Origin of the sequence: Vibrio sp. 10N.261.55.A10 (assembly GCF_041470825.1) — a bacterium.
In the GTDB taxonomy this organism is placed as follows: Bacteria; Pseudomonadota; Gammaproteobacteria; order Enterobacterales; family Vibrionaceae; genus Vibrio; species Vibrio crassostreae_C.
Map to the genome: position 1 here is coordinate 1 of NZ_JBFRNC010000003.1, position 23135 is coordinate 23135.

Here is a 23135-nt window from a genome sequence, read left to right on the forward strand (position 1 = left end):
GAAACGACGTCTTTTGGTGGTAACAAGCTGCTTAACGGTACTCACGGTACTAAATCATTCCAAATCGGTGCGGATAACGGTGAAGCTGTAATGCTTCAACTGAAAGACATGCGCTCTGATAACGCTCAGATGGGTGGTAAGAGCTACCAAACTGAGAACGCGAAAGACAAAGACTGGAACGTTCAAGCGGGCTCTAACGACCTAAAACTGTCGTTCACTGACAACTTCGGCCAAGCACAAGAAATCGACATCAGCGCAAAAGCGGGTGATGACATCGAAGAGCTAGCGACTTACATCAACGGTCAACAAGATTCTGTTAAAGCGTCTGTTACTGAAGACGGCAAGCTACAAATGTTCACAGGCAACAACAAAGTGAGCGGCGATGTGTCTTTCTCTGGCGGTCTTGCGGGCGAGCTAGGTATTCAAGCAGCTAAAGACGTAACGGTTGATACTATCGACGTAACATCTGTTGGCGGCGCACAAGAGTCTGTAGCAGTAATCGATGCGGCCCTTAAGTATGTAGACAGTCACCGTGCTGAGCTAGGTGCTTTCCAAAACCGTTTCGACCACGCTATCAGCAACTTAGACAACATTAACGAGAACGTTAACGCATCTAAGAGCCGTATTAAAGATACCGACTTCGCGAAAGAAACGACTCAGATGACTAAGTCTCAGATCCTTTCTCAAGCTTCAAGCTCGATTCTTGCTCAAGCGAAGCAAGCACCGAACTCGGCACTTAGCCTACTAGGTTAATCGATTGAAAAGCCACGTTGACCGATAGTGTTGACGTTAGGCTTTCACAAATTAGCTCGTGGTGAGAGATGAGCGCTAAACAGACCCAGCTTCGGCTGGGTTTTTTATTGCCTGAAATTTGGAGAAGAGAGGGGAGTTGTGGTGTTGGTAGTTGATTGGAAAGCGAGATTCCCTATCACGTTCGTGCCTCACTGTAGGGAATGACGGGAGTTGGGTATTGGTGACTCTATAGCTAACTGTATAGAAGAGGTCGGTTTGAGTAACAATCACTCAGGCTTAAACCATAGTGTTTAATCGTCATCCCAGAATCGAACCGAGCGAGATGTCAGGGATCTCTGTTCGTGAGAGGCCCAAAGAAGAAGGGGATTTGTAGTTGTTAGGTATAAGGCCAAAGCGGCTGGTAATCTGGCATTAGAACTATATAGCAGGCACAAAAAACGCCACCCTTAGGTAGCGTTTTAATTAAAGCAGATAAGTAATCGAGATTACTTAGTTACTTTAAGAACTGGAGTTTCGCCAACAGTTACAGAACCAGAAAGCTTGTTCAGCTCTTTGATTTCGTCCATGTTAGAGATAACAACTGGAGTAAGCGTAGATTTTGCTTTCTCTTCTAGAAGCGCTAGGTCGAAAGTGATGATAGTGTCACCAGCTTTAACAGATTGACCTTCTTCAGCTACACGAGTGAAGCCTTCGCCTTTAAGTTCAACAGTATCGATACCGAAGTGAACGAAAAGCTCAACACCGTCGTCAGACTCGATAGAGAATGCGTGGTTAGTTTCGAAGATCTTACCGATAGTACCGTTAACTGGAGCTACCATTTTGTCGCCAGCTGGTTTGATCGCGATGCCGTCACCAACGATTTTTTCAGCGAAAACTACATCTGGCACATCTTCGATGTTTACGATTTCACCAGAAAGAGGTGCGATGATTTCGATTGCACCAGCATCAGCGCTGTCATCAGATACAAGCTTTTTCAGTTTGTCAAACAGACCCATTGTGTCATGCTCCTAACGTTTAGTTTTATTCTGTAGAATATACTATACCAATCTAACAAATTAGACGACTATTTTTAGCCGTCTAACGTTATTAAGCGATTGGCGATTACTGAGTTTTCTCAGCGATGAACTTTTCTACGCAAGCTTCAATTTCAGCAGCTGTTGGTAGAGATAGTGCTTCGTCAGCCATAGCTTTAACTTCAGCGAAGTTAGAGTTACGGATTACTTTCTTAACTTTAGGGATAGAGATACCGCTCATAGAGAACTCATCTAGACCCATACCAAGTAGAAGTAGCGTTGCACGCTCATCACCAGCAAGCTCACCACACATACCAGTCCACTTACCTTCAGCGTGTGATGCGTCGATCACTTGCTTGATTACTGTAAGAACAGCAGGAGATAGTGGGTTGTATAGGTGAGAAATCATTTCGTTACCACGGTCTACCGCAAGAGTGTATTGCGTTAGGTCGTTAGTACCGATAGAGAAGAAAGAAACTTCTTTCGCGAGGTGGTGTGCGATTGCAGCAGCAGCTGGAGTCTCAACCATTACGCCGATTTCGATTTCTTCATCGAAAGCTAGGCCTTCAGCGCGAAGTTCAACTTTGTACTCTTCGATTGCTTTTTTCAGTTCACGGATCTCTTCAACAGAAATGATCATTGGGAACATGATACGTAGTTTACCGTGTGCAGACGCACGTAGGATGCCACGTAGTTGGTCACGTAGGATTTCACGACGATCCAAGCTGATACGTACTGCACGCCAGCCTAGGAACGGGTTCATCTCTTGTGGAAGGTCCATGTATGGTAGGTCTTTGTCGCCACCGATATCCATAGTACGGATAATCACTGACTCGCCTTCCATTGCTTCTGCTACTTCTTTGTAAGCAACGTATTGCTCTTCTTCAGTAGGAAGCGCGTCACGGTCCATAAATAGGAATTCAGTACGGTACAGACCAACGCCTTCACCGCCGTTACGCAGGATACCGTCACAGTCTTTTACTGTACCGATGTTGCCACAAACTTCTACACGGTGACCGTCTAGAGTTTCAGCGTGTAAATCTTTTAGTTTTGCTAGTTCAGCCGCTTCTGCTTCGAAATCTGCTTTGATTTTCTTAGCTTCTGCTAGTTCTGCTTCAGAAGGGTTGATGATGATCTTGTTGTTCATCGCGTCTAGCACAAGCATGTCGCCGTTCTTAACTTGCTTAGTGATATCGTTAGTACCAACGATAGCTGGAAGCTCAAGAGAACGTGCCATGATTGAAGTATGAGATGTACGACCGCCGATGTCACAAGCGAAACCAAGAACGTAGTCTAGGTTGATTTGTGCAGTTTCAGATGGCGTTAGGTCGTAAGCTACTAGGATAACTTCTTCATTGATATCTGCTAGAGATACAATGTTGATGCCTAGAGCATTTTTAACGAAACGAGTACCGATATCACGGATATCAGTTGCACGTTCTTTTAGGTACTCATCATCAAGAGACTCTAGTGCAACAGCTTGCTCTTCGATCACAGTGTGGATCGCGTTGTCTGCGTGCATTTTTTCTTTCTTGATGAGTGCTAAAATCTCTTCTTCTAGCTCTTCATCTTCAAGCAGCATGATGTGGCCTTCAAAGATTGCTTCTTTTTCTTCGCCAAAAGTTTCAAGTGCTTTTTGCTTAACAACTTCAAGCTGTTGAGAAGATTTGTTACGAGCGTCAAAGAAACGCTGTACTTCTGCTTCAACTTGGTCGTCAGAGATAGATTGAGTGTTTAGGACAATTTCATCTTCTTGAAGTAGTAGTGCTTTACCGAAAGCAATACCAGGAGATGCTAGGATGCCTGAAATCATAGCCTTACCTTAGTTGTTCAACTGTAAACGGGAGAGTGTGTGACTTTAAGTCGTCGACTAATGTCGCGCTTATTCCTATCTATTTCGAACAAAGCCACTTTGCTATGCAAAATGGCTTTGAAAGAAGGAGACCGTATTAGTGTAGTTGATCCATAAGAGCAACTAGGTGGTCTACTGCTTGCTGAGCTTGAGGACCTTCAGCTGAAATAGTAACGTTAGTACCTTTTACTAGGCCTAAAGTTTGTAGTTTGAACAGGCTTTTCGCGCTAGCGCTTTTGCCGTTAGAAGTCACTGTGATGTCAGCGTCGAAAGATTTTGCTTCTTTAACGAACTGTGCAGCTGGACGAGTGTGAAGACCGTTTTCTGCTGTGATTTCTACTTGCTTCTCGTACATTTTATATACCCCAATTAATTTATTTTTTGTAAGTTTGTAACCAGATTAGCTTAACTGCTTTAGCCCAAATGCGCTAGAGGCTAGTACGCCATGTTCGTGTTAGAACTTAGACTGGTTATAAATTTTTATCCAGCCATGGTCGTCTTTTGCTGAGTACTCATGACTTTCAGAATTTGTTTATTGCTTCTTTTATTTTGAAGCGAAAAATAAAACAGACCCGATATTACCAAAGGTGGGGCAGGGATCAACAAAAAAGCCCCTAAACGGGGCTTTTTTGGACGAAAAATTGATTTGACCACATATTATTGTTGGTTCTCTTTTTCCGTAAAGATGCCAGCAAATAGGGCTGTGCTTAGGTAACGCTCACCAGAGCTTGGTAGTACAGTAACGATAGTTTTTCCTGCAAATTCAGGTAGTTCGGCGATTCTGTTTGCTGCTACAACTGCCGCGCCAGATGAGATGCCTGCAAGAATACCTTCTTCTTTCATTAGGCGTTGAGCCATCTCAATCGCTTCTTCAGAAGTTACCGATTCAACACGGTCAATAATCTCTAAATCTAGGTTTCCAGGGATGAAACCTGCACCGATACCTTGAATTTTGTGTGGAGCTGGTTTGATTTCTTCACCTGCAAGTGCCTGTGCAATCACTGGAGACTCAGCCGGCTCAACCGCTACTGAAGTGATCGCTTTGCCTTTTTCACCTTTAATGTAACGACTTGTACCTGTGATAGTACCGCCCGTACCAACACCCGCTACAAACACGTCGATTTCGCCGTCTGTTGCTTCCCAAATTTCAGGACCAGTCGTTTGCTCGTGAATTTGTGGGTTGGCTGGGTTGTTGAACTGTTGAAGTAGTAGGTACTTGTCTGGGTCTGAAGCAACAATCTCTTCTGCTTTAGCAATCGCACCGTTCATACCTTTTGGTGCTTCAGTCAGCACTAGGTTTGCGCCAAGCGCTTTAAGCAGCTTACGACGTTCTAGGCTCATTGATTCAGGCATAGTTAGCGTTAGTTTGTAACCGCGTGCTGCTGCTACGAATGCAAGTGCAACACCTGTGTTACCACTGGTAGGTTCAACAAGCTCGATACCTGGCTTAAGCGTACCCGCTTTTTCTGCTTCCCAGATCATGTTTGAACCGATACGACATTTAACACTGAAGCTTGGGTTACGAGCTTCGATCTTAGCTAGGACGTTACCTTTGCTTACTTTGTTAAGGCGGACTAGAGGTGTGTTACCAATCGTTAGGGTGTTGTCTTCGTAGATCTTGCTCATGCGATATTCCTTCATTTAATGACAGAACTAAACGTAGTATATCAATCACTTTACCGTCTAGTGTCTTACGATGTTTATTCAGCTTGAATTTAGATTAAACAAGTTGAAAAAAAGGTAAAAGGATTAAAAAGTTATATCATATAGATATGTAGCAGAATTCACGCCTATCTTTATTGAAATCAGAACTTCAAAAAGATAGGCGAAACTAGGAAGTATAGGCGGGGTAATAGACGAGAATTATAGACGAGAACGCAGAGCTTGGTCTTTAAACTCAGCAACCCACATTGCCGTCGCGCCGCAAACGGCAACGGGCATTACGATCAGGTTTAGAATTGGAATTGTGGTGAACACAGAAACAAGCGCGCCAAAGCTGTAGCTCTTGCCTTGTTTTTGTTTCAAATTGTTTCTCATGTCATCAAATTTGATTTTATGGTTATCGAACGGGTAGTCGGCGTATTGAATCGCTAACATCCATGCTGTGAAAATGAACCATAAAAACGGAGCAACGGTTTGCCCTAGTGCTGGAATTAACAAAAGTAGGAATAAACCGATCGCTTTTGGCAGAATGTAGACAAGCTTGCGCCATTCTCTCGCTAATATACGTGGGGTATCTTTGAGGACATCAAGTAAACCATCGTCATTAACTTTTTTACCGCTCAACAACTCTTCAACTTTTTCCGCGAGTAAACCGTTGAACGGTGCGGCAATGAAGTTAGCGAGCGTGCTAAAGAAATACGAGAATGTGGCCAAGACGGTTAACACAAGTAATGGCCATAAAATGTATGACAACCACGACAAGAAACTTGGCAATGCACCAATCCAACCTTCAATCCAAGTGTTTAGGTTGGAGAAGATATAAAACAAGGCACCACCAACGAGTAACACGTTCGCGATAAGTGGCATTAGTACAAACTTACGAATGCTCGGTGATAAAGCGATTTTTATTCCGAAAATAAAATAGCCAAAGCCGGAGCGGGGAACAGATTCAATAGTCATATTTAAATTAGGTCACATGTGAATTTGGTTAAATAGCAAACATGTCTAGTGTACTCGACCGAAATTAAGAAAAAAAGCGTGGTGAAAATCACACCATGTAAGGAACTAATTGTATTAAGTTGTTCTAAAACAGTGGCTACTTTTGATAGAGTAGTGAGATTAGCCAAATTAACCCAACTTAGTGACAGCGTGTTTATAGCTAGTTGACTAAGAAAGCTGAGAGCGAAAAATGCAGGAATTGCGATTTGTACTCATTATTGTTGGCGCATTAGCTATCGCCGCATTATTGTTCCATGGTCTATGGACGAGTAAAAAAGAAGGGAAAGCAAAGTTTGGAGATAAGCCGCTCGGTAAGCTTGATAACGACAGCTTAGATGAAGCAGAAACTATTCCAAACCGTTCATTCGCCCCAGAAGATGATTTTGAGATAATCCGAAAAGAACGTAAAGAGCCGGATTTTGCTGTTTCACCCTCTGATACTGATCCGCTGATCGACTCAGATCCGCTAACAGCGCCACAAGCGAAAGAAGCTTACGAAGATGATATCGAATTAAATGATCTTCCTTCTTTCAGTGTTAAAGAAGAACCAGTTCAGATCGAGAGTGAACCTGAAGACATAAAAGAGGCCGCTGAGCCAGAGGTTCCAAGCTTTGAATTGACTGACGAGCAAAAAGAAAACCATGCTGGCTTTCAAGAGCAGTACGGTTCGTTTGAAGAAGCTTCTGATTCGGTTGTTACCGAGCCACTCGTTCCTAGTGAATCATTGACGCCAAGTGAACCGCTTGTTTCGAAAGAGGTCGTTGCTCCACAAAGTACATCGTCTGTTGAAGAAGCTAAGCCAGATGAAGAACTTGGCTTAGAAGTGATTGTTCTTAATGTTCACTGTGCAGGAGAAATCCCATTCGTAGGGACTGAACTTTTCCGCAGCATGGAGAATAACGGCCTAACTTATGGTGAGATGTCTATCTACCATTGCTTTGCACAATCTAGCGATGAGCCAAAAGTTATTTTCAGTGTTGCGAACATGATGCAGCCGGGAACTCTAGAACATGATGATCCCGCTGACTTTACAACGAAAGGTATTTCGTTCTTCATGACGCTGCCTTGTTACGGTCAAGCTGATCAGAACTTTAATGTAATGCTGAGTGCAGCTCAGAAAATTGCTGATGATATGGGCGGAAACGTTTTGGACGAGTCACGTAACTTAATGACACCTAATCGCTTGTCTGACTACCGTAAACAAATCAGAGATTTTATGACGGCAGCCAACGCCTAGCCGTCTTGTTTAGCCTTATAAATAATCTATATTTATAGAAAAGGGCTCCTAAGGGAGCCCTTTTTGATATTTCAATCACGACAGAGAATGATATGAAAGAATCGATTCAAGTTACCTTAGAGCAGTTAAGAGAAACTCTGCACTATCATGCCGTTCGTTATTACGTAGAAGATAGCCCTGAGATCCCTGATGTCGAGTACGATCGATTAATGCAGCAATTGCTAAAGATCGAAGAAGAGAACCCGGAGCTAGTGACGGTAGATTCTCCGAGCCAACGTGTTGGTGGTCAGCCTCTCGATGGTTTCACTCAAGTGACTCATGAGATCCCAATGCTTTCTCTGGATAATGCATTCTCTGATGAAGATTTGGATGCGTTTAATAAGCGTATGTCTGATAGAGCGCCAATGGCCAATCTTAAGACTTTCTGTTGTGAGCCTAAGCTTGATGGCTTAGCGGTAAGCCTACTCTATGTAAATGGCACCTTAGTTCAGGCAGCAACGCGTGGTGATGGCGCTACTGGCGAAAACATCACAGAAAACGTACGAACGATCAGCTCTATTCCGCTTAAGTTGCAAGGCGAAGGTTGGCCAGAACGGATTGAGGTTCGTGGTGAAGTGTTTATGCCAAAAGCAGGCTTCGATAAACTGAATGAGATGGCATTGAAGAAGGGCGACAAAGTTTTTGTTAACCCACGCAATGCCGCTGCAGGTAGCCTGCGTCAGCTTGACTCTCGCATTACAGCGAAACGTCCACTGGCTTTCTACGCATACAGTGTCGGTGTTGTGCAAGGTGCCGAGCTGTCAAATAGTCACTACCAACGTTTTTTGCAGCTGAAAGGCTGGGGTTTGCCAATGTGTCCTGAAACTAAGCAGCTAAGCTCGCTTGAGGACGTAAAAGCGTACTATCAAGATATTATGACTCGTCGTGATGCTCTGGCTTATGAGATTGACGGTGTGGTGATTAAGGTTGATGACATTGCCGCACAAGTCACTCTAGGCTTTGTTGCGCGAGCGCCGCGCTGGGCAATTGCTTATAAGTTCCCAGCTCAAGAAGAGATTACCCTGCTCAATGACGTTGAGTTTCAGGTGGGCCGTACTGGCGCTATTACGCCGGTTGCTAAACTGGAACCTATCTTCGTAGGCGGCGTGACGGTTAGTAATGCCACTTTACACAATGCCGATGAGATCGCTCGTTTAGGTGTGAAGGTAGGCGATAGCGTGATTATCCGTCGTGCCGGTGACGTTATTCCGCAAATTGTGGCTGTTGTACTAGATCGTCGCCCTGAAACGGCTAGAGACATTGTTTTCCCTGATGCTTGCCCTATATGTAACTCTGCAGTTGAACGTGTCGAAGGTGAGGCGGTAGCGCGTTGTACTGGTGGTTTAGTGTGTCAGGCACAGCGTAAAGAAGCGCTTAAGCACTTTGTGTCTAGAAAGGCGCTGGATGTTGATGGCCTTGGCGTAAAAGTGATAGAGCAGCTTGTCGACCGTGAAATGGTAGAAACTCCAGCCGATCTATTTAAGTTAAGTGCGGGCGTGATTACGGTTCTTGATCGAATGGGGCCTAAATCTGCACAGAATGTAGTGAGTGCGCTGAATAAAGCCAAAGACACGACATTAGCGCGTTTTCTTTATTCTTTAGGGATTCGCGAAGTGGGTGAAGCGACGGCTATGAACTTAGCTCAGCACTTTAAGACGTTGGAGTTGGTTCAAGCAGCCACTCATGAACAGTTGGTTGAAGTGTCAGATATTGGCGACATCGTAGCAAGTCACCTCACGAGCTTCTTCTCGCAGGAGAAAAACAGAGCTGTAGTCGAGCAGTTGCTAGAGCTTGGTGTTAACTGGCCTGTAATCGAAGCTGTTGCGGATGACCAAGATCTACCGTTAGAAGGTAAAGTGGTTGTGTTGACGGGTTCATTGTCGCAATTAGGTCGTAGTGAAGCGAAAGCCGCTTTGCAGGCTTTAGGTGCAAAAGTAACCGGTAGCGTGTCTAAGAAAACGGATATCTTATTCGCGGGTGAAGCCGCTGGTTCTAAACTGACTAAAGCACAAGATTTAGGTATCGAAATAAGAACAGAAGAAGATCTAATTGCACTTATTTCGTAAGTAAACCAAGGTAAAAAAAGCTCAAAAGCACTCCTTTAAAGGGAGTGCTTTTTTTGTGTCTGCTGCAAATTAGATGCCTTTTTAATTGTTGAGAATTTTGTACCTATACGAACTCTCAAAAAGGGACAGTGATGCCGCTCAACATTAATGAAATACCATTCTAGTTGTATCATAATTGCGAGTCATATCTATTTTTACAAAGTGATAATTACCTCAAGTTGTTGAATTTATTGGTATTGATTTTGTTTTGGTGAGGATTTTTCTATTTATCGATCTGGATCACTAAGTACCTATTAAATTTGCACCAACTCATATTTTTTTAGATGAAAATTAAGTTCTCATTGATCTTTTTGAGGGCGAAGTTAGTCTTAATGCCATGGATGCACATGATGTGTATAACCAGAAAGGAAATAGAGAATTCAGAGTTTAGGGTTCTCAAACAAGAAAAGGTATTTCTCTCTACGGCGGCCAACTTTAGGCGGGGAATATTCAAACAGCTATATCCATTTTTAGGAGTTTTATTCCATGGAAAACAAATTTTTTAAACGTACTCTACTAGGTGCAACGGTTGCACTTTTATCGACAGGCGTAATGGCGAAAGAAGTTGGTATCAACTCTGATTTCAACGTTGACGTATACGGTGTTGCAGCTATCTCTCTAGTTAACTACAACACGACTGATAACAATGACTCTAGCTCAGGTTACGCTGTAGAGAATGAATCTCGTATCGGCTTCCGTGCTCACAAAGATATGTTTGAAGACGTTACTATCACAATGCAGATCGAATCTGGCTACGTAGATAGCACAGACTGGTCTCACGGTGGCGTTTCAGGTGGTGTTCTAGGTTTCCGTGATACGTTCGTTGGTGCTTCTGGCTCTTGGGGTAACCTTCGTGTGGGTCGTGTTCTTACACCACTATACGAAATCGTCGACTGGCCATTCTCTAACCCTGGTTTAGGTTCTGTATTCGATTGGGGCGGCATCAACGGTCACTACGATCGTCAATCTAACCAAGTACGTTACGATTCAGCTAAATTTGGTGGTTTCTCTTTTGCAGCTTCTGTTGGTCGTGATGATAACGACAACGGTGGCGGTGCAGCGACTCGTGATGCAAACTTTGTTGGTGCAAGTGCTAAGTACAGCTTCGAAAAAGTAACATTCATGGGTGCGGTTGAATCTGGTACTCGTGTAGTAGCGGAGACTGGTGGTGAGTATGTTGTAGCTCAAGAAGACATTAAAGATGCAAACGGCAACGTAACTACGCCTAAAGGTGAAATTTACCTAACTGATACTGTAGCTGGTTACGATGACGATACATTCGCATACATCGTAGGTTTTGAAGCTAGTCTACCAGCTGGTTTCGGTATCGCAGCAGCATATAAAGGCGAAGAGCTAGATAACGGAATCCGTAAAGTGACTCAAGATTCTTACTCAATCATTGGTCAATACTGGAATGGTCCAATCGGTTTCAAACTAGGTTACGCAGCTAACCTTGAGTCTGAAACAAATGGTTCTAAAGATGCTAACTCAGACAGCAACACTATTTCTGGTCAGCTAATGGCTGTTCATAACGGTTTCGTACCTTACCTACGTGTAGCGGGTCGTACTGTTGGTGACGCTGATACAGATATCGTAACTCGCGTTGGTCTTGAGTACGGTTTCTAAGCTAGAATCTTTAGCTTAAACAGTTAGATAAAAATCAAAACGCTGGTAAATTTTGTTTGCCAGCGTTTTTCCATAGTGAACATAAGGAATTAGTCATAATGAATAAAGTTAGTGTAGTTGTATTATCATTATTTTTGGGAGCTTGTAGTTCACTCGATTCACAAAGTAATTTTGCAGACTCAGTTGCAGATGTACAGCCAAAAGGTGGTTACATTCAAGTGACTGGACAATCTTATGTAGCGGAAAGTAAAGCGAACGTCGGTGCTGATATCCTGAAATCGTCACTTTACTTTACATACAACAAAGAAGTAACACAGAACTCGGCTCCAGAATCTTCAATTATCATGGATGTGAGTTACTTCCAGAGCTATAAAGAATACGAAACCGTAAGCTTTTTTGGAAAGACGATAGACCTTGAAGAGAGACAGGTTCCAAGAGAGAGCTGCAGCGAACACTGCACAAAGACTCAATATATTGAATTTCCATTGAGCGAAGCTGACATTCAGCAAGCAAGACAAAAGAACTTAGAATTTACACTTGATGGACAAAACTCAGTAATGAGTACAACTTTCATTGTGCCGAAAGCGTATATCGACACAATTTATAACGGCGCAAATAATCATACAGCTATCGCTGTTGCTCCAGTAGCGGTGCCTGTTGCGGCTGTAGTTGCTGAAGAACCAAAAGCATCACAAGCACAAGAGATGGTGAATTACTGGTATGGTGAAGCAACCAAAGAAGAGCAAGCTGCAGTGACAGATTGGGCATTCAAGAATCGTAAGAACGCGAACCCAGCACCACTAGAAGGCTCAAAAGAGATCGAAATGGTTTCATACTGGTTCAACAAGCTAGATAGTGAAGAAAAATCTCAAACTATTATTTGGTTGTTAGAGCAAGAGTAAGCCTTTAACGTTACGCCCTAACTATGTTTTTCAACCGCAGTATTGTATAACAGCAGTACTGCGGTTTTTCATTTTAGGCTTACAGGTAAGATTGTGAATATTGGTGAAGTAGCGAAGCGTGTTGGTACAACAGCGAAATCCATTCGTTTTTACGAAAGTAAAGGCATGATGAGTCCTCCACATCGTTCAGAAAACGGCTATAGGCAATACGGCGAGATTCACATCGAACAGTTGGAGTTTGTACTAAGAGCTAAAATGGTTGGATTTACCCTTGATGAGTGTAAAGCACTAGTTGATTTGGCAATGAACCCCGATAGAGCAAGCTACGAGATAAAAAAGAAGGCAACGCAGAAGTTAGACGAAATAGAGTTGAAGCTTGCTGAATTAAATAAGATGAAAGCTCAACTGCAATCTTGGGTTCATGATTGCCCTGGTGATGCTTCAACGGAATGTCCTATCTTAAACAATTTATCTGGCCGCAGTTAGGTTATGTCAGCTAAAAAGAATCGTCAGGCCGCAATTTCATTACTAGCCTGACTTTAATCACCTATCACAGCACCTATCACAGCACCTATCACAGCACCTTTCCGCCGTAATGTTTACAGATCAGCAATGGTACGTGAGTGACTGCATTACCATCTGAGCATTTTACAATTGGCCCCATGTTTCCGTTACCAGGAGACTGACTGCTCGCGAGAGCACTTCCGAATGATAAGCTGAAAATAGCTGTTAGAATTATTAAAAAATGTCTCATACAAACTCCATTAGGTTTATCTCTAATTGAGATAATTGAAAGTATGGACAAGGAAAAGAAAATTTCAAAAATTGGACGGACTTAACATTTTTAATAATTATAAATAAGCGAGAGTAAGGTTAACTATTCATATATATATTGGGTAAGAAATCTGGCTTTCTTATACCTTTTTAGCTCAATCAAACTTTTTAGCTTTACGAAATAAGAACTTATTTTTTTTTCAATTCAATCTATCGCAATGATAATTCGAATATTATTAAGGTTCAAAAATAGAAAAAGCCTGCATTTATTGAAAATGCAGGCTTCATATAGCTCTTGTTTATAAAGGTTCTATTATTAGAACGATTCCGTCTAAAGCGACAATCTTAATTTCGGTTCCAGATGGAATATCTTGACTGGCCTTTGCTGACCAAGAAGAGTCACCGAACTTAATTCGACAGCTACCTTTCTTTACGTCTTCACTTAAAATAACGGTTTGACCTACCAATTGCTTTTCTCTTTGGTTTAACTCTCGCCCTGCATCCGATTGCTTGTCATTCGAGAGTTGTCTTCTCCACCACAACCAAGTGGTAATAAGAGAGAAGCTAGCAAAGGACAGCCATTGCATCTGCCAACCAATTGGTAATGCTCCTAATAGGGCACCGACCAGCATGGCAGATATGCCTATCCATAAAAAGTAACCAGCGGTTCCAATTAGCTCAAGCGCTAACAATGCTAGACCAAACGCTAACCAATGCCAGTGGTTTACTTGTTCTAGTAATTCGACCATAAGTTAGTCCTTACTACCTTTGTCATTCTTATGTGCAAACATCTCCGCGATACCCGCTACAGAACCCATAAGGCCAGTTGCTTCGAGTGGTAGCATGATGATCTTGCCGTTTTCAGCTTGGCCTATAGATTTCAATGCGTCGGTGTAACCTTGTGCAATGAAGTAATTGACCGCTTGCATGTCACCTTGAGCAATTGCCGTTGATACCATTTCTGTCGCTTTAGCTTCTGCTTCTGCGGCACGCTCACGGGCTTCTGCTTGCAATATTGCCGCTTGCTTCTCACCTTCTGCTTTCAGGATCTCTGATTGCTTGTGGCCTTCTGCTTTCAAGATCTCAGCTTGTCGTACACCTTCTGCTTCTAAGATATCAGCACGTTTATTACGCTCGGCTTTCATCTGGGCATTCATCGCAGCAGTAAGGTCTGCTGGTGGCTGTACGTCTTTAATTTCGATACGGGTGACTTTTACGCCCCAAGGGTTTGTCGCTTCATCAACGATGTTCAGTAGCTTGGTATTGATCATGTCACGCTGACTCAGCATCTCATCCAGTTCCATCGAGCCAAGCACAGTACGGATATTGGTGAGGGTTAAGTTACGGATCGCATGTTCAAGGTCATTCACTTCATAAGCTGCCTTAGGCGCGTCGATAACTTGAACAAAACAAACCGCATCGATAACCACATTTGCATTATCTTTGGAGATGACTTCTTGTGCTGGGATGTCGAGAACACGCTCCATCATGCTGATGCGCTGTCCAACTTTATCAATAAATGGAATGATTAAGTTAAGACCCGGTTTAAGGGTGTGTGTGTATCGCCCGAAGCGTTCAACGGTCCAGTTGTTGCCTTGTGGAACGGTTTTTACGCCAGCGAAGATAAATAACAGTGCGACGGCAGTAAAGACGCCGATAGTAATCAAGGTATCAATAGGCATACAAAATCCTTTGCAAGTTTGAGTTTTTGATAGTTCAGTATTGATACTGGCTCATATTTAAATTCTGAGCAAATTTATAAACGAGAAATGGGCCATAAATCATTGATTTTATGGCCCATTTTACATTCTATTATGCGATAAACTAATTGATTGAATTGTCAATTTTCGATGTTTAATCTACGGCTTTTTAGGTTTAACTAGTAAAGCAGAGAGTACAGTTGTCGACGGTACTTACTGGCAACTGGGTTACCTTGTCCAAGCGCACTCAAGATGTCCATGAACTCTTTCTTCATGTCACCATCGAGAGCATTAAGATCTTTGGCTAGGAAAGACCATAATAGATCCATAGCTTCTTCACTGCGGTTCACTTGGTGATATTGCAATGCTAATTCAGATGCTGTTTTAGCGTCGCTCGGATTTTGCTGAAGAGCGGCTTCTAATGCTTGTATTTCAGGGCTGTCTGCTGCTTGTTTATGAAGTTCAAGCTTTGCAACTAAGCCTTTGTAGTAGTTGTCTTGGTACTCAAGAGGGATAGTTGCTAGCTGAGTTTCAGCAAGGTCAAATTGTTGTGTTTCTAACAAACACTCTGCGATCGCCAGTTTTACTTCACCTTTATTCGTCAGCTCTGCTGGAAGTTGCTGCATTGCTGCTAGTGCCTGTGTGTGCTCGCCAGCTTGCATTTGCTCAAGAGCCTGACGCAAAGCAAGTTCATCTTGGCTAGGAAGGTGTTTGCTGAGCATATCGACAATAGCTTCTATGCTTTGAGGGCCACCGAGCCCATCGACTGGCTGACCATTAACAAACAGTGCAATAGTGGGCAGTGCTTGAACACCAAACTGGCTAGCAATAGCTTGCTCTTGTTCGCAATTGAGCAGGGCTAAGGTGAAGGCACCGTTGTATTGCTGAGTTAAAGTTTGCAGTTCAGGAATGACTTGGGCGCTCTCTTGGCTCATTGGTGCCCAAAAATGGATGAGTACAGGGGTCTGCATCGAACCTTCTAATACTTGACGAAAGTTCTGCTCATTAAGTTCAACAATATGCGGAGATTGCATTTACGTTCCTTGAGGTTTGTTTTGTGGATACGTTGCAAATATGGGGGGGTTAGTCGGTAACTTCAAGATCTAACTCGGTTATCTCGGATAAAAAGAACCAAAAATAGAAAAACGCTATGCTTCGATGTTGATAGAGTTGTTATCTCAACATGGAAGGCATAGCGTTATCATCGAGGTAGTCAGTGAGGCGTTGCGTGAGATACTCAAAACAGTATAAACAGCGTAATTGCCAGACCCACACCTACCCAATTAAGGCGGTTTAAAGTCATGAGATTTCCAGAGTAGAACCATCAATTGGGAATAACTGATGGGATAGGATAATCATGACATCTTATTGTTACGGAAAAATTACATCGTTACATTAAAGTTTGCGACTCTGCATTCAAAGTTAGTAATTTATGCAGCTTTTCTCAAAATAGGGTCTAGCAAGCGACTCGGTAGAATCCTTTTCAATACCGCGAACACTTTAGTCGGGGTCGTAACTCGGTATCTTAGCTTGGGTTTGTCGGCGGTGAGAGCATGGAATACCGGCTCAATACAACTTTCTGGAGGCAGGACAAAAGCGTTATTCGATGATTCTTTTTCGAGTCGATCTTTTTGTTGTTGGTAAGCGTCTTGGTGGGCGCTGCCAGAAATGTTGATCCATTTATTGAACGCTTTCAAGGCATTGGTTCTAAATTGAGTCTCAATTGGCCCTGGTTGCAGTAATGAGATCTGTATACCGCTGCCATGCAGTTCTAATCGTAAGGTATCTGTCCAACCCTCAATCGCGAATTTAGAAGCATTATAAGCACCACGATACTTCATGGCTGCAAAACCTAATACGGAACTGTTTTGTACGATTCGACCTTCGCCACGCTCGCGCATGTGCGGAAGGATCTGACAGACGAGATGATGCCAACCAAAGAAGTTGGTTTCGAATTGTTCTCTGAGTCCTTGGGTCGGTAAGTCTTCTAGTGCCCCTGCTTGACCGTAAGCACCGTTATTGAATAATCCATACAATCCATTAGGTGCGAGATCAATAGCAAGCTTGGCGCCATGCTCAATACTTTCTTGGTTGGAAAGATCTAATTGAATACAGGTGAGGCCTTCATCTTGAAGGCGTTGAACATCTTGTGGATCACGACAAGATGCAATGACATGAAAACCACGCTTTTGAAGTGCATGAGCACATGTATAGCCAATACCTGTTGAGCAACCGGTAATCAGAATCGACTTGTTCACACTTAATCCTTTATTAGAGTCTCTATCGCTCTAGGGTAAAGAATTAGTCTTGATGTTGTAACAAGTTTTTTAGTGCTGGCTCGATTCTTGAGTAACTAAAGATGAATCCCATCTCAGTGAGTTTCTTCGGCTTGGAGCGAATGCTGTCAAATAGCAAACAAGATGATTCCCCCATGAGAATCGACATTGCCCATTTCGGCGTGAATAAGAAATGCGGTCGGCCTAATTGTTTCGCTAACGTGCTGCTGAACAGTTTGTTGGTCACAGGGTGAGGGGCACACATATTGAATTCCCCTTGAGCGTGGGGGAGTGACAACAAGTGATTGATGGCTCTCACCATATCGAGAATGTGAATCCATGGCATGTACTGCTCACCTGAACCTATTGGACCACCGACGCCGAGCTTATAAGGCAATAGCATCTTCTTGAGTGCGCCGCCATTCTCGCCAAGTACAACCCCTGTTCGCAGTAGTATCACGCGTGTGCTTTCTGATTGTGCTCTCTTGGCTATCTCTTCCCAGTGGGCACAGACTTTATGAGGAAAGCTTTCATCTTCTACTTGCAGTGACTCGTCAAACGGGTGCTGCTGTTGATCGCCATAGTAACCCACGGCTGAACCGCTAATAAAAGCGTGTGGCGGGTTGCTACTGGCATGAATTAATTCGACCAGCTTTTCAGTGATGTGCCAGCGGCTGTTACAGATCCTCTCTTTTTGTTCTGTACTCCAACGCTTATCGGCAATCGGCTCACCCGCGAGGTTGACCACCACATCAAAGTCATTGAGATCACTGAGCTCATCAAGGGATTGAATGTAATGAAGGTTGTTCTGGTTGAGGTGATTTAGGTTTTGCTTCGCATTTTCAGGACTCCGCGTCAGCAATGTCACGTCGTCAGTGTTCCAACTCTTGACCAATTCAGAGCCAATAAATCCAGTACCACCCGTTAACAATATCTTCATACCAATCTCCCTATTAAACATAATTATAGACATGGCTTGTTTTTAGTCGCCAATCAATACGAAAAAATCACTATAACGATCATAAGGTTTCAATCGTGTGATGCCCAAATTACGCCTTTTTCAATTTACAAAGGAGTGAAATTAAATTCATCAAGTCAGGATGTGTACCGTCATCACACTTATGCACTTTACTCGGATATGTTACCAACTGCGTAATATTTGTCACATAAGCAATGATAAGGATTTGCCATGATTATTATTAATTCATAATCAGCGACAAGGAATTGCGATGACGGCGGTGCTTGCTTTGTTTCGATCCATGTTAGGTAGCCTGAGGGATCTATTGCCAATCGTGGCGGTAATCGCTTTCTTCCAGCTTGCTGTCTTACAAGAGCCACTTCCTCATCTTTTATCTATTCTGACTGGCTTAGTGCTCGTCGTTTTTGGACTCACTTTCTTTATCTTTGGCCTTGAAATGGGGTTGTTTCCAATTGGCGAATCGATGGCTCAAGCATTTGCCAGAAAGGGGAGTGTGTTCTGGTTATTGATCTTCGCTTTTTGTTTGGGTTTTGGTACCACCATAGCCGAGCCAGCGTTAACCGCAGTCGCTGCCGAAGCCGCAGAAGTGGCAGCTGAGGGAGGTGTAATCCCCAATACGTTAGATGAAATGGAGCAGTATGCCAATGGCCTGCGCTTTACTGTGGCACTGTCAGTCGGTATCGCTATTTTACTCGGTGTGCTGAGAATCTTAAAAGGTTGGCCAATCCAGTACATGATCATCGGTGGATATATTGGAGTGGTCGTGCTCACTGCATTTGCTCCGGAAAACATCATTGGAATTGCGTATGACTCTGGTGGAGTAACGACATCGACGATCACCGTCCCATTAGTAACTGCGTTAGGGGTGGGTTTAGCCTCGGCAATTAAAGGGCGTAATCCGATGATAGATGGTTTTGGGTTGATCGCGTTTGCTTCGTTGCTGCCGATGATGTTTGTCATGGTGTACGGGATGGTGGTGACATGATCAGTGTTCAACAATTTATCGACACCTTTCTCGGCACTGTGATGGATGTGATCCCGATTGCGATCATCATCTTCGGTTTTCAGTTGGCGGTATTGCGAAAGCCAGTCAATAACCTAGCCAAAGTGCTGATCGGTTTCTTCTACGTCATTCTTGGCTTATCACTCTTTTTGATGGGATTGGAACTCGCGTTATTCCCTCTAGGGGAGACGATGGCAATGCAACTCACCGAGCCAAGTTTTTTGACTGAGTTTAAGATCAGTTCTGGTCTTGCTTTGGCTTGGTTTGATTATTACTGGGTCTATCTTTTCGCGTTTTGTATTGGTTTCAGCACCACGATAGCCGAGCCCTCTTTGATTGCTGTAGCGATTAAGGCGAACCAAGTTTCCGGTGGCAGTATCAGCGTCAATGGGCTGAGGATCGCCGTGGCATTGGGCGTTGCTATCGGTATCTCACTGGGCAGCTACCGTATCGTTGCGGGTGACCCGATCCACTACTACATCATTATTGGTTATGTCGTCGTGGTCATTCAAACCTTTTACGCCCCAAAACTCATTATTCCATTGGCCTACGATTCGGGTGGCGTCACTACATCAACGGTGACAGTCCCTTTAGTGACGGCGCTCGGGCTTGGACTCGCTTCAACCGTACCAGGAAGAAACCCTGTTATTGATGGCTTTGGGTTGATCGCCTTTGCCAGCTTATTTCCCATCATTTCAGTGATGGGCTATGCCCAAATAACACAATGGTTAAACCGTTTACACACCTCTAAGGAGAGCAAAGATGCGCTTTAAACTTATCTTAGCGTTTGTAGAAGAGAGCAAGACCGACACTGTGCTCGATGCCGCGCGTGATGCGGGCGCGACTGGAGCAACGGTGATTAACAACGCCAGAGGGCAAGGCTTAAACCAAAAAACCACCTTCTTTGGCCTAACGCTAGAGGTACAAAAAGATGTGTTGCTGTTTGTGGTTGAGGAACACTTAGCGAGGCATATTCTTGAAACTATTGGCGAAGTCGGTGAGTTTGACCAAGAGTCAGGACAAGGTATAGCGGTGCAGATCGATATCGAAGACGCAGTCGGGGTTGCGCATCAAGTCGAGACGTTAACAAAGGTTGTGGAGGATGAGCTATGAGTACCAGTGAAAAGATCCGAGTAGGCGATGTCATGGCCAATACGTATGTGATTATCGATGGGCTAACCACGGTGTTAGAAGCGATAGAGATGGCTAAAAAGCACAAAGTGAAGGCAATCATTGTCGATAAACGCCACGAAGATGACGAATACGGCATCGTATTGATGAATGACATTGCCAAGAAAGTACTGGCTAAGAACCGATCTCCAAAGCGAACCAATGTTTATGAGATCATGACCAAGCCAGCGCTAAGCGTGTCTGCTGAGATGAACGTAAAGTATTGCGCTCGCCTGTTTGAACGCTTTGGTATCAGTCGTGCGCCAGTAGTTCGTGATAACAAGATAGTCGGTATGGTTAGTTACAATAATATCGTGATCAATGGTATGGCGAGAGATGACGTGTAGCATTTAGATACGTACAATAGGCTCATAAATTTTATGGAGAAGTACGTGTGAAATTATTTTTTGCTTCAGACCTACACGGTTCGCTGCCAGCAACAGAAAAGGTATTAGAACTCTACCAAGCATCTGGTGCGCAATATTTAGTTCTATTGGGTGACATTCTGAATCATGGACCAAGAAATCCGATTCCAGAAGGATACAACCCGCCGGCGGTTGCAGATAAGTTGAATGCGTTTTCTCAAGAGATCATTGCCGTTCGTGGTAACTGCGATAGCGAAGTGGATCAGATGTTGTTGTCTTTTCCAATGATGATGGATTACTCGTGGGTGCTATTAGAATCAGGCCAGCGTATCTTCCTAACGCATGGCCATTTGTACAACACCAATAAACGCCCTGCGTTGAAGGCGGGCGATATCATTGCACACGGTCATACCCATATTCCTGTCGCCGAATACCAAGATGACATCTTTATCTTTAACCCTAGCTCGGTGACATTCCCACGAGAGGGACACGCGGCAAGCTATGGCATCTATGAAAACAATACCTTCAAAGTCATTAGCCTTGAAGGTGATGTTCTCGTGAGTGGTCAGCTTTAAATCATTGGATCGGCTGTGAAAGGCTTATTTTGAGTCCACGTGGCCGAGATCTCTGTCTGGAGCAATGATGTTTCGTACTCTTTGCTTCAGAACTTTCGCCTCTGGAAAACCGTCATCTGCTTTTCTTTCCCAAATCTGCACACCATTACAAAAGATTTCGAACCTGCCTCCTGTGTCTGGGTGTAAGCTCACTTGTTCAATTTCTTCGCTGAAGGTATGCAGTAGCTCTTGGCATAACCAACTAGAGCGAAGCATCCAATTGCATTGACGGCAATAGTGTATCGCGATTGTGGCTTTTGTTGCTGTCTCTTTCGCTGGCGCCAGATTAGGTTGTTCCGTTTTCATGGTTAATCCTTAAAATGCTACATCCGTAATTTGATACCAACGGCTAACAAAAAAGGGGCTTCATGCCCCTTTTTTCTATTGGTTTACCGTTTCATGGTATTCAGCTATTCATAAACAGTAAATAGCGATCCAATCTTAGTTTGAAAACAATACGGTAGAACCATGATTTAAGCTAGTCAGTAGCAGTGCCTTCGGGTTAACAATATCTATGCGGCGGCTTTGCTCTGCGTCCATCTTAATGACTTGAGTGATCAGCTCTAGCTGTTCTTCTGAAAAGTCTTGGCGCTGAGCCGAGGTCACATCTTTAAACTCCGTTGGCGAAACCAGTAAGTAGTTATCGTTAATATCCCACTGACCCGTTTCAGAGATGTTGATGACATTCGCAGGCTCAGTTTGATTACCGTAAAGTCTAACCACTGACATTCTTAAATATGTACCATTTGGTAGGTATTTCGCATTCGATGATAGTTCAACTCTACGAAGTGGGCCGATTGAGTCAGCTTGCTTGTTATCGCTAATCAGCGTCACCATTCTCGACTGCCATTCATGCTGAGTGAGCAAGCGCTCTACTTTTGCATTGCTGCTCCAATATAGCCAACCACTCAAAAATGCCGATAGAACCAGTAAGATAATCGATACTTTTAATTTCATGTTACTTACCACCGTTACAAATGTCGTTTACATCCGACTGGTTTGCGTAAATTCTTAGGGTTACATTTTCGCTCGAGTAATCTTGCGGGTGAATGTAATTGAGGGCAAGGTTATTGGTTTGTCCTCCTGTAGCGATCACTTCAGCCGGCTTTAACACACCAGTGTGACTCGTGTTGTAACTTAATACACACTTTTCTATTGCTGGCAGCCAACTGCTGAGGTCTGGGTGGTTAACCGGTGATTGAACCTTTACACCATCCACTTCAGTCAAAACCGTGAACTCGGACTCCACCGGGGTAGTAAACGTTAAAACGAGAATCGGCATGATGAAAGCGGCAAGCAGTAACCAAAATGTTAACCATTTATTGGTGCTTTTAGCCGGAGCTACAACAGGAGCGGTTGCTGGTTCTACTGCCACTTTAGTTTGTTGAACTTTTGTAATTGGCTCAGGTTCAAATGTGTCAGTGATTGCTTGTTCAGTCGCTGCAGGCGTTGCAAACGTTAGGATAGGTTCAACGTCATTTTCTGCAATTTCAGCGGCTACTGGCTGATCATTTGATGACAGTGGCGCAGAGCGCTCAACGGTCGCAATAAATTGGTAACCGCGCTTCGGTACTGTCTTTACGAATTCAGGAGATTTAGTCGAGTCTTTGAGCATCTTTCTCAGAGTCGATACGGCTTGCGTTAAGCTTGAGTCATCCACCTCAAAGCCTTGGTCTCGCCAAACATACTCATGCAATTCATTACGAGTGATAACTTCATTAGGCCTTTCTGACAGCATCAAGAGAATACGGCTTTCATTGCTACCAAGACGTACGACTTCACCGTCGCTCATTTGATCGACAAGTGAATTGCTGTTTGGGTCGAATACGAACCGTTGTGCGAGAATAAACTTTGTGCCGATATTACTCATTGAATTCTTCTATTTTGGATTGTTTTGGGGGGCGAAATAGACAAATCTCAGGTGAAGTTCCGTTAATTCTTCACCAAATCATGGCTTATTTTATGTTCTTTTATATTTATCAGGCTCAAGGATAATAAAAACAGATAAAAAAAACAGTGTTTTTATGATTTTTGACCTTGAATTTACATTTGTCATCCTCATGTTA

General features: G+C 43.5%; 25 protein-coding genes. 12 read left to right on the plus strand and 13 right to left on the minus strand.

What is annotated here, in order from left to right:
* The coding region (locus AB4274_RS00280) for a flagellin (protein WP_372110522.1) at positions 1-753 on the plus strand (753 nt) is incomplete at its 5' end.
* A gap of 485 nt (positions 754-1238) precedes the next feature.
* Here AB4274_RS00280 and crr read toward each other — a convergent pair.
* The 5 genes from crr to cysZ form a co-directional block, all read right to left on the minus strand.
* A complete protein-coding gene (crr, locus tag AB4274_RS00285) occupies positions 1239-1748 on the minus strand; it encodes a PTS glucose transporter subunit IIA (RefSeq protein WP_004737851.1) in 510 nt (169 codons plus the stop codon).
* A 106-nt stretch (positions 1749-1854) separates the two neighbouring features.
* Positions 1855-3579 (minus strand): phosphoenolpyruvate-protein phosphotransferase PtsI, encoded by a 1725-nt coding sequence (ptsI, locus tag AB4274_RS00290; RefSeq protein WP_372058934.1) that lies wholly within the window; start codon positions 3577-3579, stop codon positions 1855-1857.
* A gap of 136 nt (positions 3580-3715) precedes the next feature.
* Entirely contained in the window at positions 3716-3973 is a 258-nt protein-coding gene (locus tag AB4274_RS00295; RefSeq protein WP_004734263.1) for an HPr family phosphocarrier protein, read from the minus strand.
* 302 nt (positions 3974-4275) lie between these two features.
* Entirely contained in the window at positions 4276-5244 is a 969-nt protein-coding gene (cysK, locus tag AB4274_RS00300; RefSeq protein ID WP_017061934.1) for a cysteine synthase A, read from the minus strand.
* Positions 5245-5481: 237 nt separating this feature from the next.
* The gene (gene cysZ, locus AB4274_RS00305) at positions 5482-6240 is read right to left on the minus strand and encodes a sulfate transporter CysZ (protein WP_029235129.1); all 759 of its coding nucleotides are present in this window, start codon (positions 6238-6240) and stop codon (positions 5482-5484) included.
* A gap of 229 nt (positions 6241-6469) precedes the next feature.
* On the opposite strand from cysZ, the gene zipA reads away from it, so the two are divergent.
* The 6 genes from zipA to cueR all read left to right on the plus strand — a co-directional run bounded on the left by zipA (position 6470) and on the right by cueR (position 12674).
* Positions 6470-7516, plus strand: a complete 1047-nt coding sequence (zipA, locus tag AB4274_RS00310) for a cell division protein ZipA (RefSeq protein ID WP_372110525.1) — start codon at positions 6470-6472, stop codon at positions 7514-7516.
* Between the two features lie 92 nt (positions 7517-7608).
* Entirely contained in the window at positions 7609-9621 is a 2013-nt protein-coding gene (gene ligA / locus AB4274_RS00315) for an NAD-dependent DNA ligase LigA (RefSeq protein ID WP_372110528.1), read from the plus strand.
* Positions 9622-10010: 389 nt separating this feature from the next.
* Complete coding sequence (locus AB4274_RS00320) at positions 10011-10166, plus strand: hypothetical protein (protein ID WP_004734257.1); 156 nt, start codon at positions 10011-10013, stop codon at positions 10164-10166.
* Entirely contained in the window at positions 10147-11286 is a 1140-nt protein-coding gene (locus AB4274_RS00325; protein WP_372110531.1) for a porin, read from the plus strand. The genes AB4274_RS00320 and AB4274_RS00325 overlap by 20 nt, the downstream gene beginning before the upstream one ends.
* A 98-nt stretch (positions 11287-11384) precedes the next feature.
* Positions 11385-12188 (plus strand): DUF2057 domain-containing protein, encoded by an 804-nt coding sequence (locus AB4274_RS00330; protein WP_372110533.1) that lies wholly within the window; start codon positions 11385-11387, stop codon positions 12186-12188.
* Between the two features lie 93 nt (positions 12189-12281).
* Positions 12282-12674, plus strand: coding sequence for a Cu(I)-responsive transcriptional regulator (cueR, locus tag AB4274_RS00335; RefSeq protein WP_372110536.1), 393 nt, complete (start codon positions 12282-12284; stop codon positions 12672-12674).
* A gap of 587 nt (positions 12675-13261) precedes the next feature.
* On the opposite strand, the gene AB4274_RS00340 is transcribed toward cueR, so the two are convergent.
* The 5 genes from AB4274_RS00340 to AB4274_RS00360 all read right to left on the minus strand — a co-directional run bounded on the left by AB4274_RS00340 (position 13262) and on the right by AB4274_RS00360 (position 17878).
* Positions 13262-13711 carry an NfeD family protein gene (locus tag AB4274_RS00340; RefSeq protein WP_017061926.1) on the minus strand — a complete coding sequence of 150 codons (450 nt, stop codon included), beginning with the start codon at positions 13709-13711 and terminating at the stop codon, positions 13262-13264.
* 3 nt (positions 13712-13714) lie between these two features.
* Positions 13715-14644, minus strand: coding sequence for an SPFH domain-containing protein (locus tag AB4274_RS00345; protein ID WP_017063395.1), 930 nt, complete (start codon positions 14642-14644; stop codon positions 13715-13717).
* 197 nt (positions 14645-14841) lie between these two features.
* Positions 14842-15696 carry a co-chaperone YbbN gene (locus tag AB4274_RS00350; protein ID WP_017061924.1) on the minus strand — a complete coding sequence of 285 codons (855 nt, stop codon included), beginning with the start codon at positions 15694-15696 and terminating at the stop codon, positions 14842-14844.
* 396 nt (positions 15697-16092) lie between these two features.
* Positions 16093-16920 (minus strand): SDR family oxidoreductase, encoded by an 828-nt coding sequence (locus AB4274_RS00355; protein ID WP_017061923.1) that lies wholly within the window; start codon positions 16918-16920, stop codon positions 16093-16095.
* Positions 16921-16963: 43 nt separating this feature from the next.
* The gene (locus AB4274_RS00360) at positions 16964-17878 is read right to left on the minus strand and encodes a TIGR01777 family oxidoreductase (protein ID WP_372056258.1); all 915 of its coding nucleotides are present in this window, start codon (positions 17876-17878) and stop codon (positions 16964-16966) included.
* 289 nt (positions 17879-18167) lie between these two features.
* Between AB4274_RS00360 and AB4274_RS00365 the strand changes: the two genes are divergently transcribed.
* Genes AB4274_RS00365 through yfcE form a run of 5 tightly spaced genes read left to right on the plus strand, consistent with a single transcriptional unit; the run spans position 18168 to position 21030 of the window.
* On the plus strand, positions 18168-18902 hold the full coding sequence (locus AB4274_RS00365) for a DUF1538 domain-containing protein (protein ID WP_017072437.1): 735 nt from the start codon (positions 18168-18170) through the stop codon (positions 18900-18902).
* Positions 18899-19693 carry a DUF1538 domain-containing protein gene (locus tag AB4274_RS00370; protein ID WP_372110538.1) on the plus strand — a complete coding sequence of 265 codons (795 nt, stop codon included), beginning with the start codon at positions 18899-18901 and terminating at the stop codon, positions 19691-19693. The genes AB4274_RS00365 and AB4274_RS00370 overlap by 4 nt, the downstream gene beginning before the upstream one ends.
* Complete coding sequence (locus tag AB4274_RS00375) at positions 19683-20033, plus strand: P-II family nitrogen regulator (RefSeq protein ID WP_017062207.1); 351 nt, start codon at positions 19683-19685, stop codon at positions 20031-20033. Before AB4274_RS00370 ends, AB4274_RS00375 begins: the two co-directional genes overlap by 11 nt.
* Positions 20030-20437: a CBS domain-containing protein gene (locus tag AB4274_RS00380; protein WP_017062206.1), complete on the plus strand. Its 408-nt coding sequence runs from the start codon at positions 20030-20032 to the stop codon at positions 20435-20437. The genes AB4274_RS00375 and AB4274_RS00380 overlap by 4 nt, the downstream gene beginning before the upstream one ends.
* A 47-nt stretch (positions 20438-20484) precedes the next feature.
* Complete coding sequence (gene yfcE, locus AB4274_RS00385; RefSeq protein WP_017068995.1) at positions 20485-21030, plus strand: phosphodiesterase; 546 nt, start codon at positions 20485-20487, stop codon at positions 21028-21030.
* 24 nt (positions 21031-21054) lie between these two features.
* On the opposite strand, the gene AB4274_RS00390 is transcribed toward yfcE, so the two are convergent.
* The 3 genes from AB4274_RS00390 to AB4274_RS00400 form a co-directional block, all read right to left on the minus strand.
* A complete protein-coding gene (locus AB4274_RS00390; protein WP_017062204.1) occupies positions 21055-21375 on the minus strand; it encodes a SelT/SelW/SelH family protein in 321 nt (106 codons plus the stop codon).
* Positions 21376-21510: 135 nt separating this feature from the next.
* The gene (locus AB4274_RS00395; RefSeq protein WP_017063402.1) at positions 21511-22026 is read right to left on the minus strand and encodes a regulatory protein ToxS; all 516 of its coding nucleotides are present in this window, start codon (positions 22024-22026) and stop codon (positions 21511-21513) included.
* A gap of 1 nt (position 22027) precedes the next feature.
* Positions 22028-22939 carry a transcriptional regulator gene (locus tag AB4274_RS00400; protein WP_017063403.1) on the minus strand — a complete coding sequence of 304 codons (912 nt, stop codon included), beginning with the start codon at positions 22937-22939 and terminating at the stop codon, positions 22028-22030.
* Between the last annotated feature and the right edge of the window lie 196 nt (positions 22940-23135).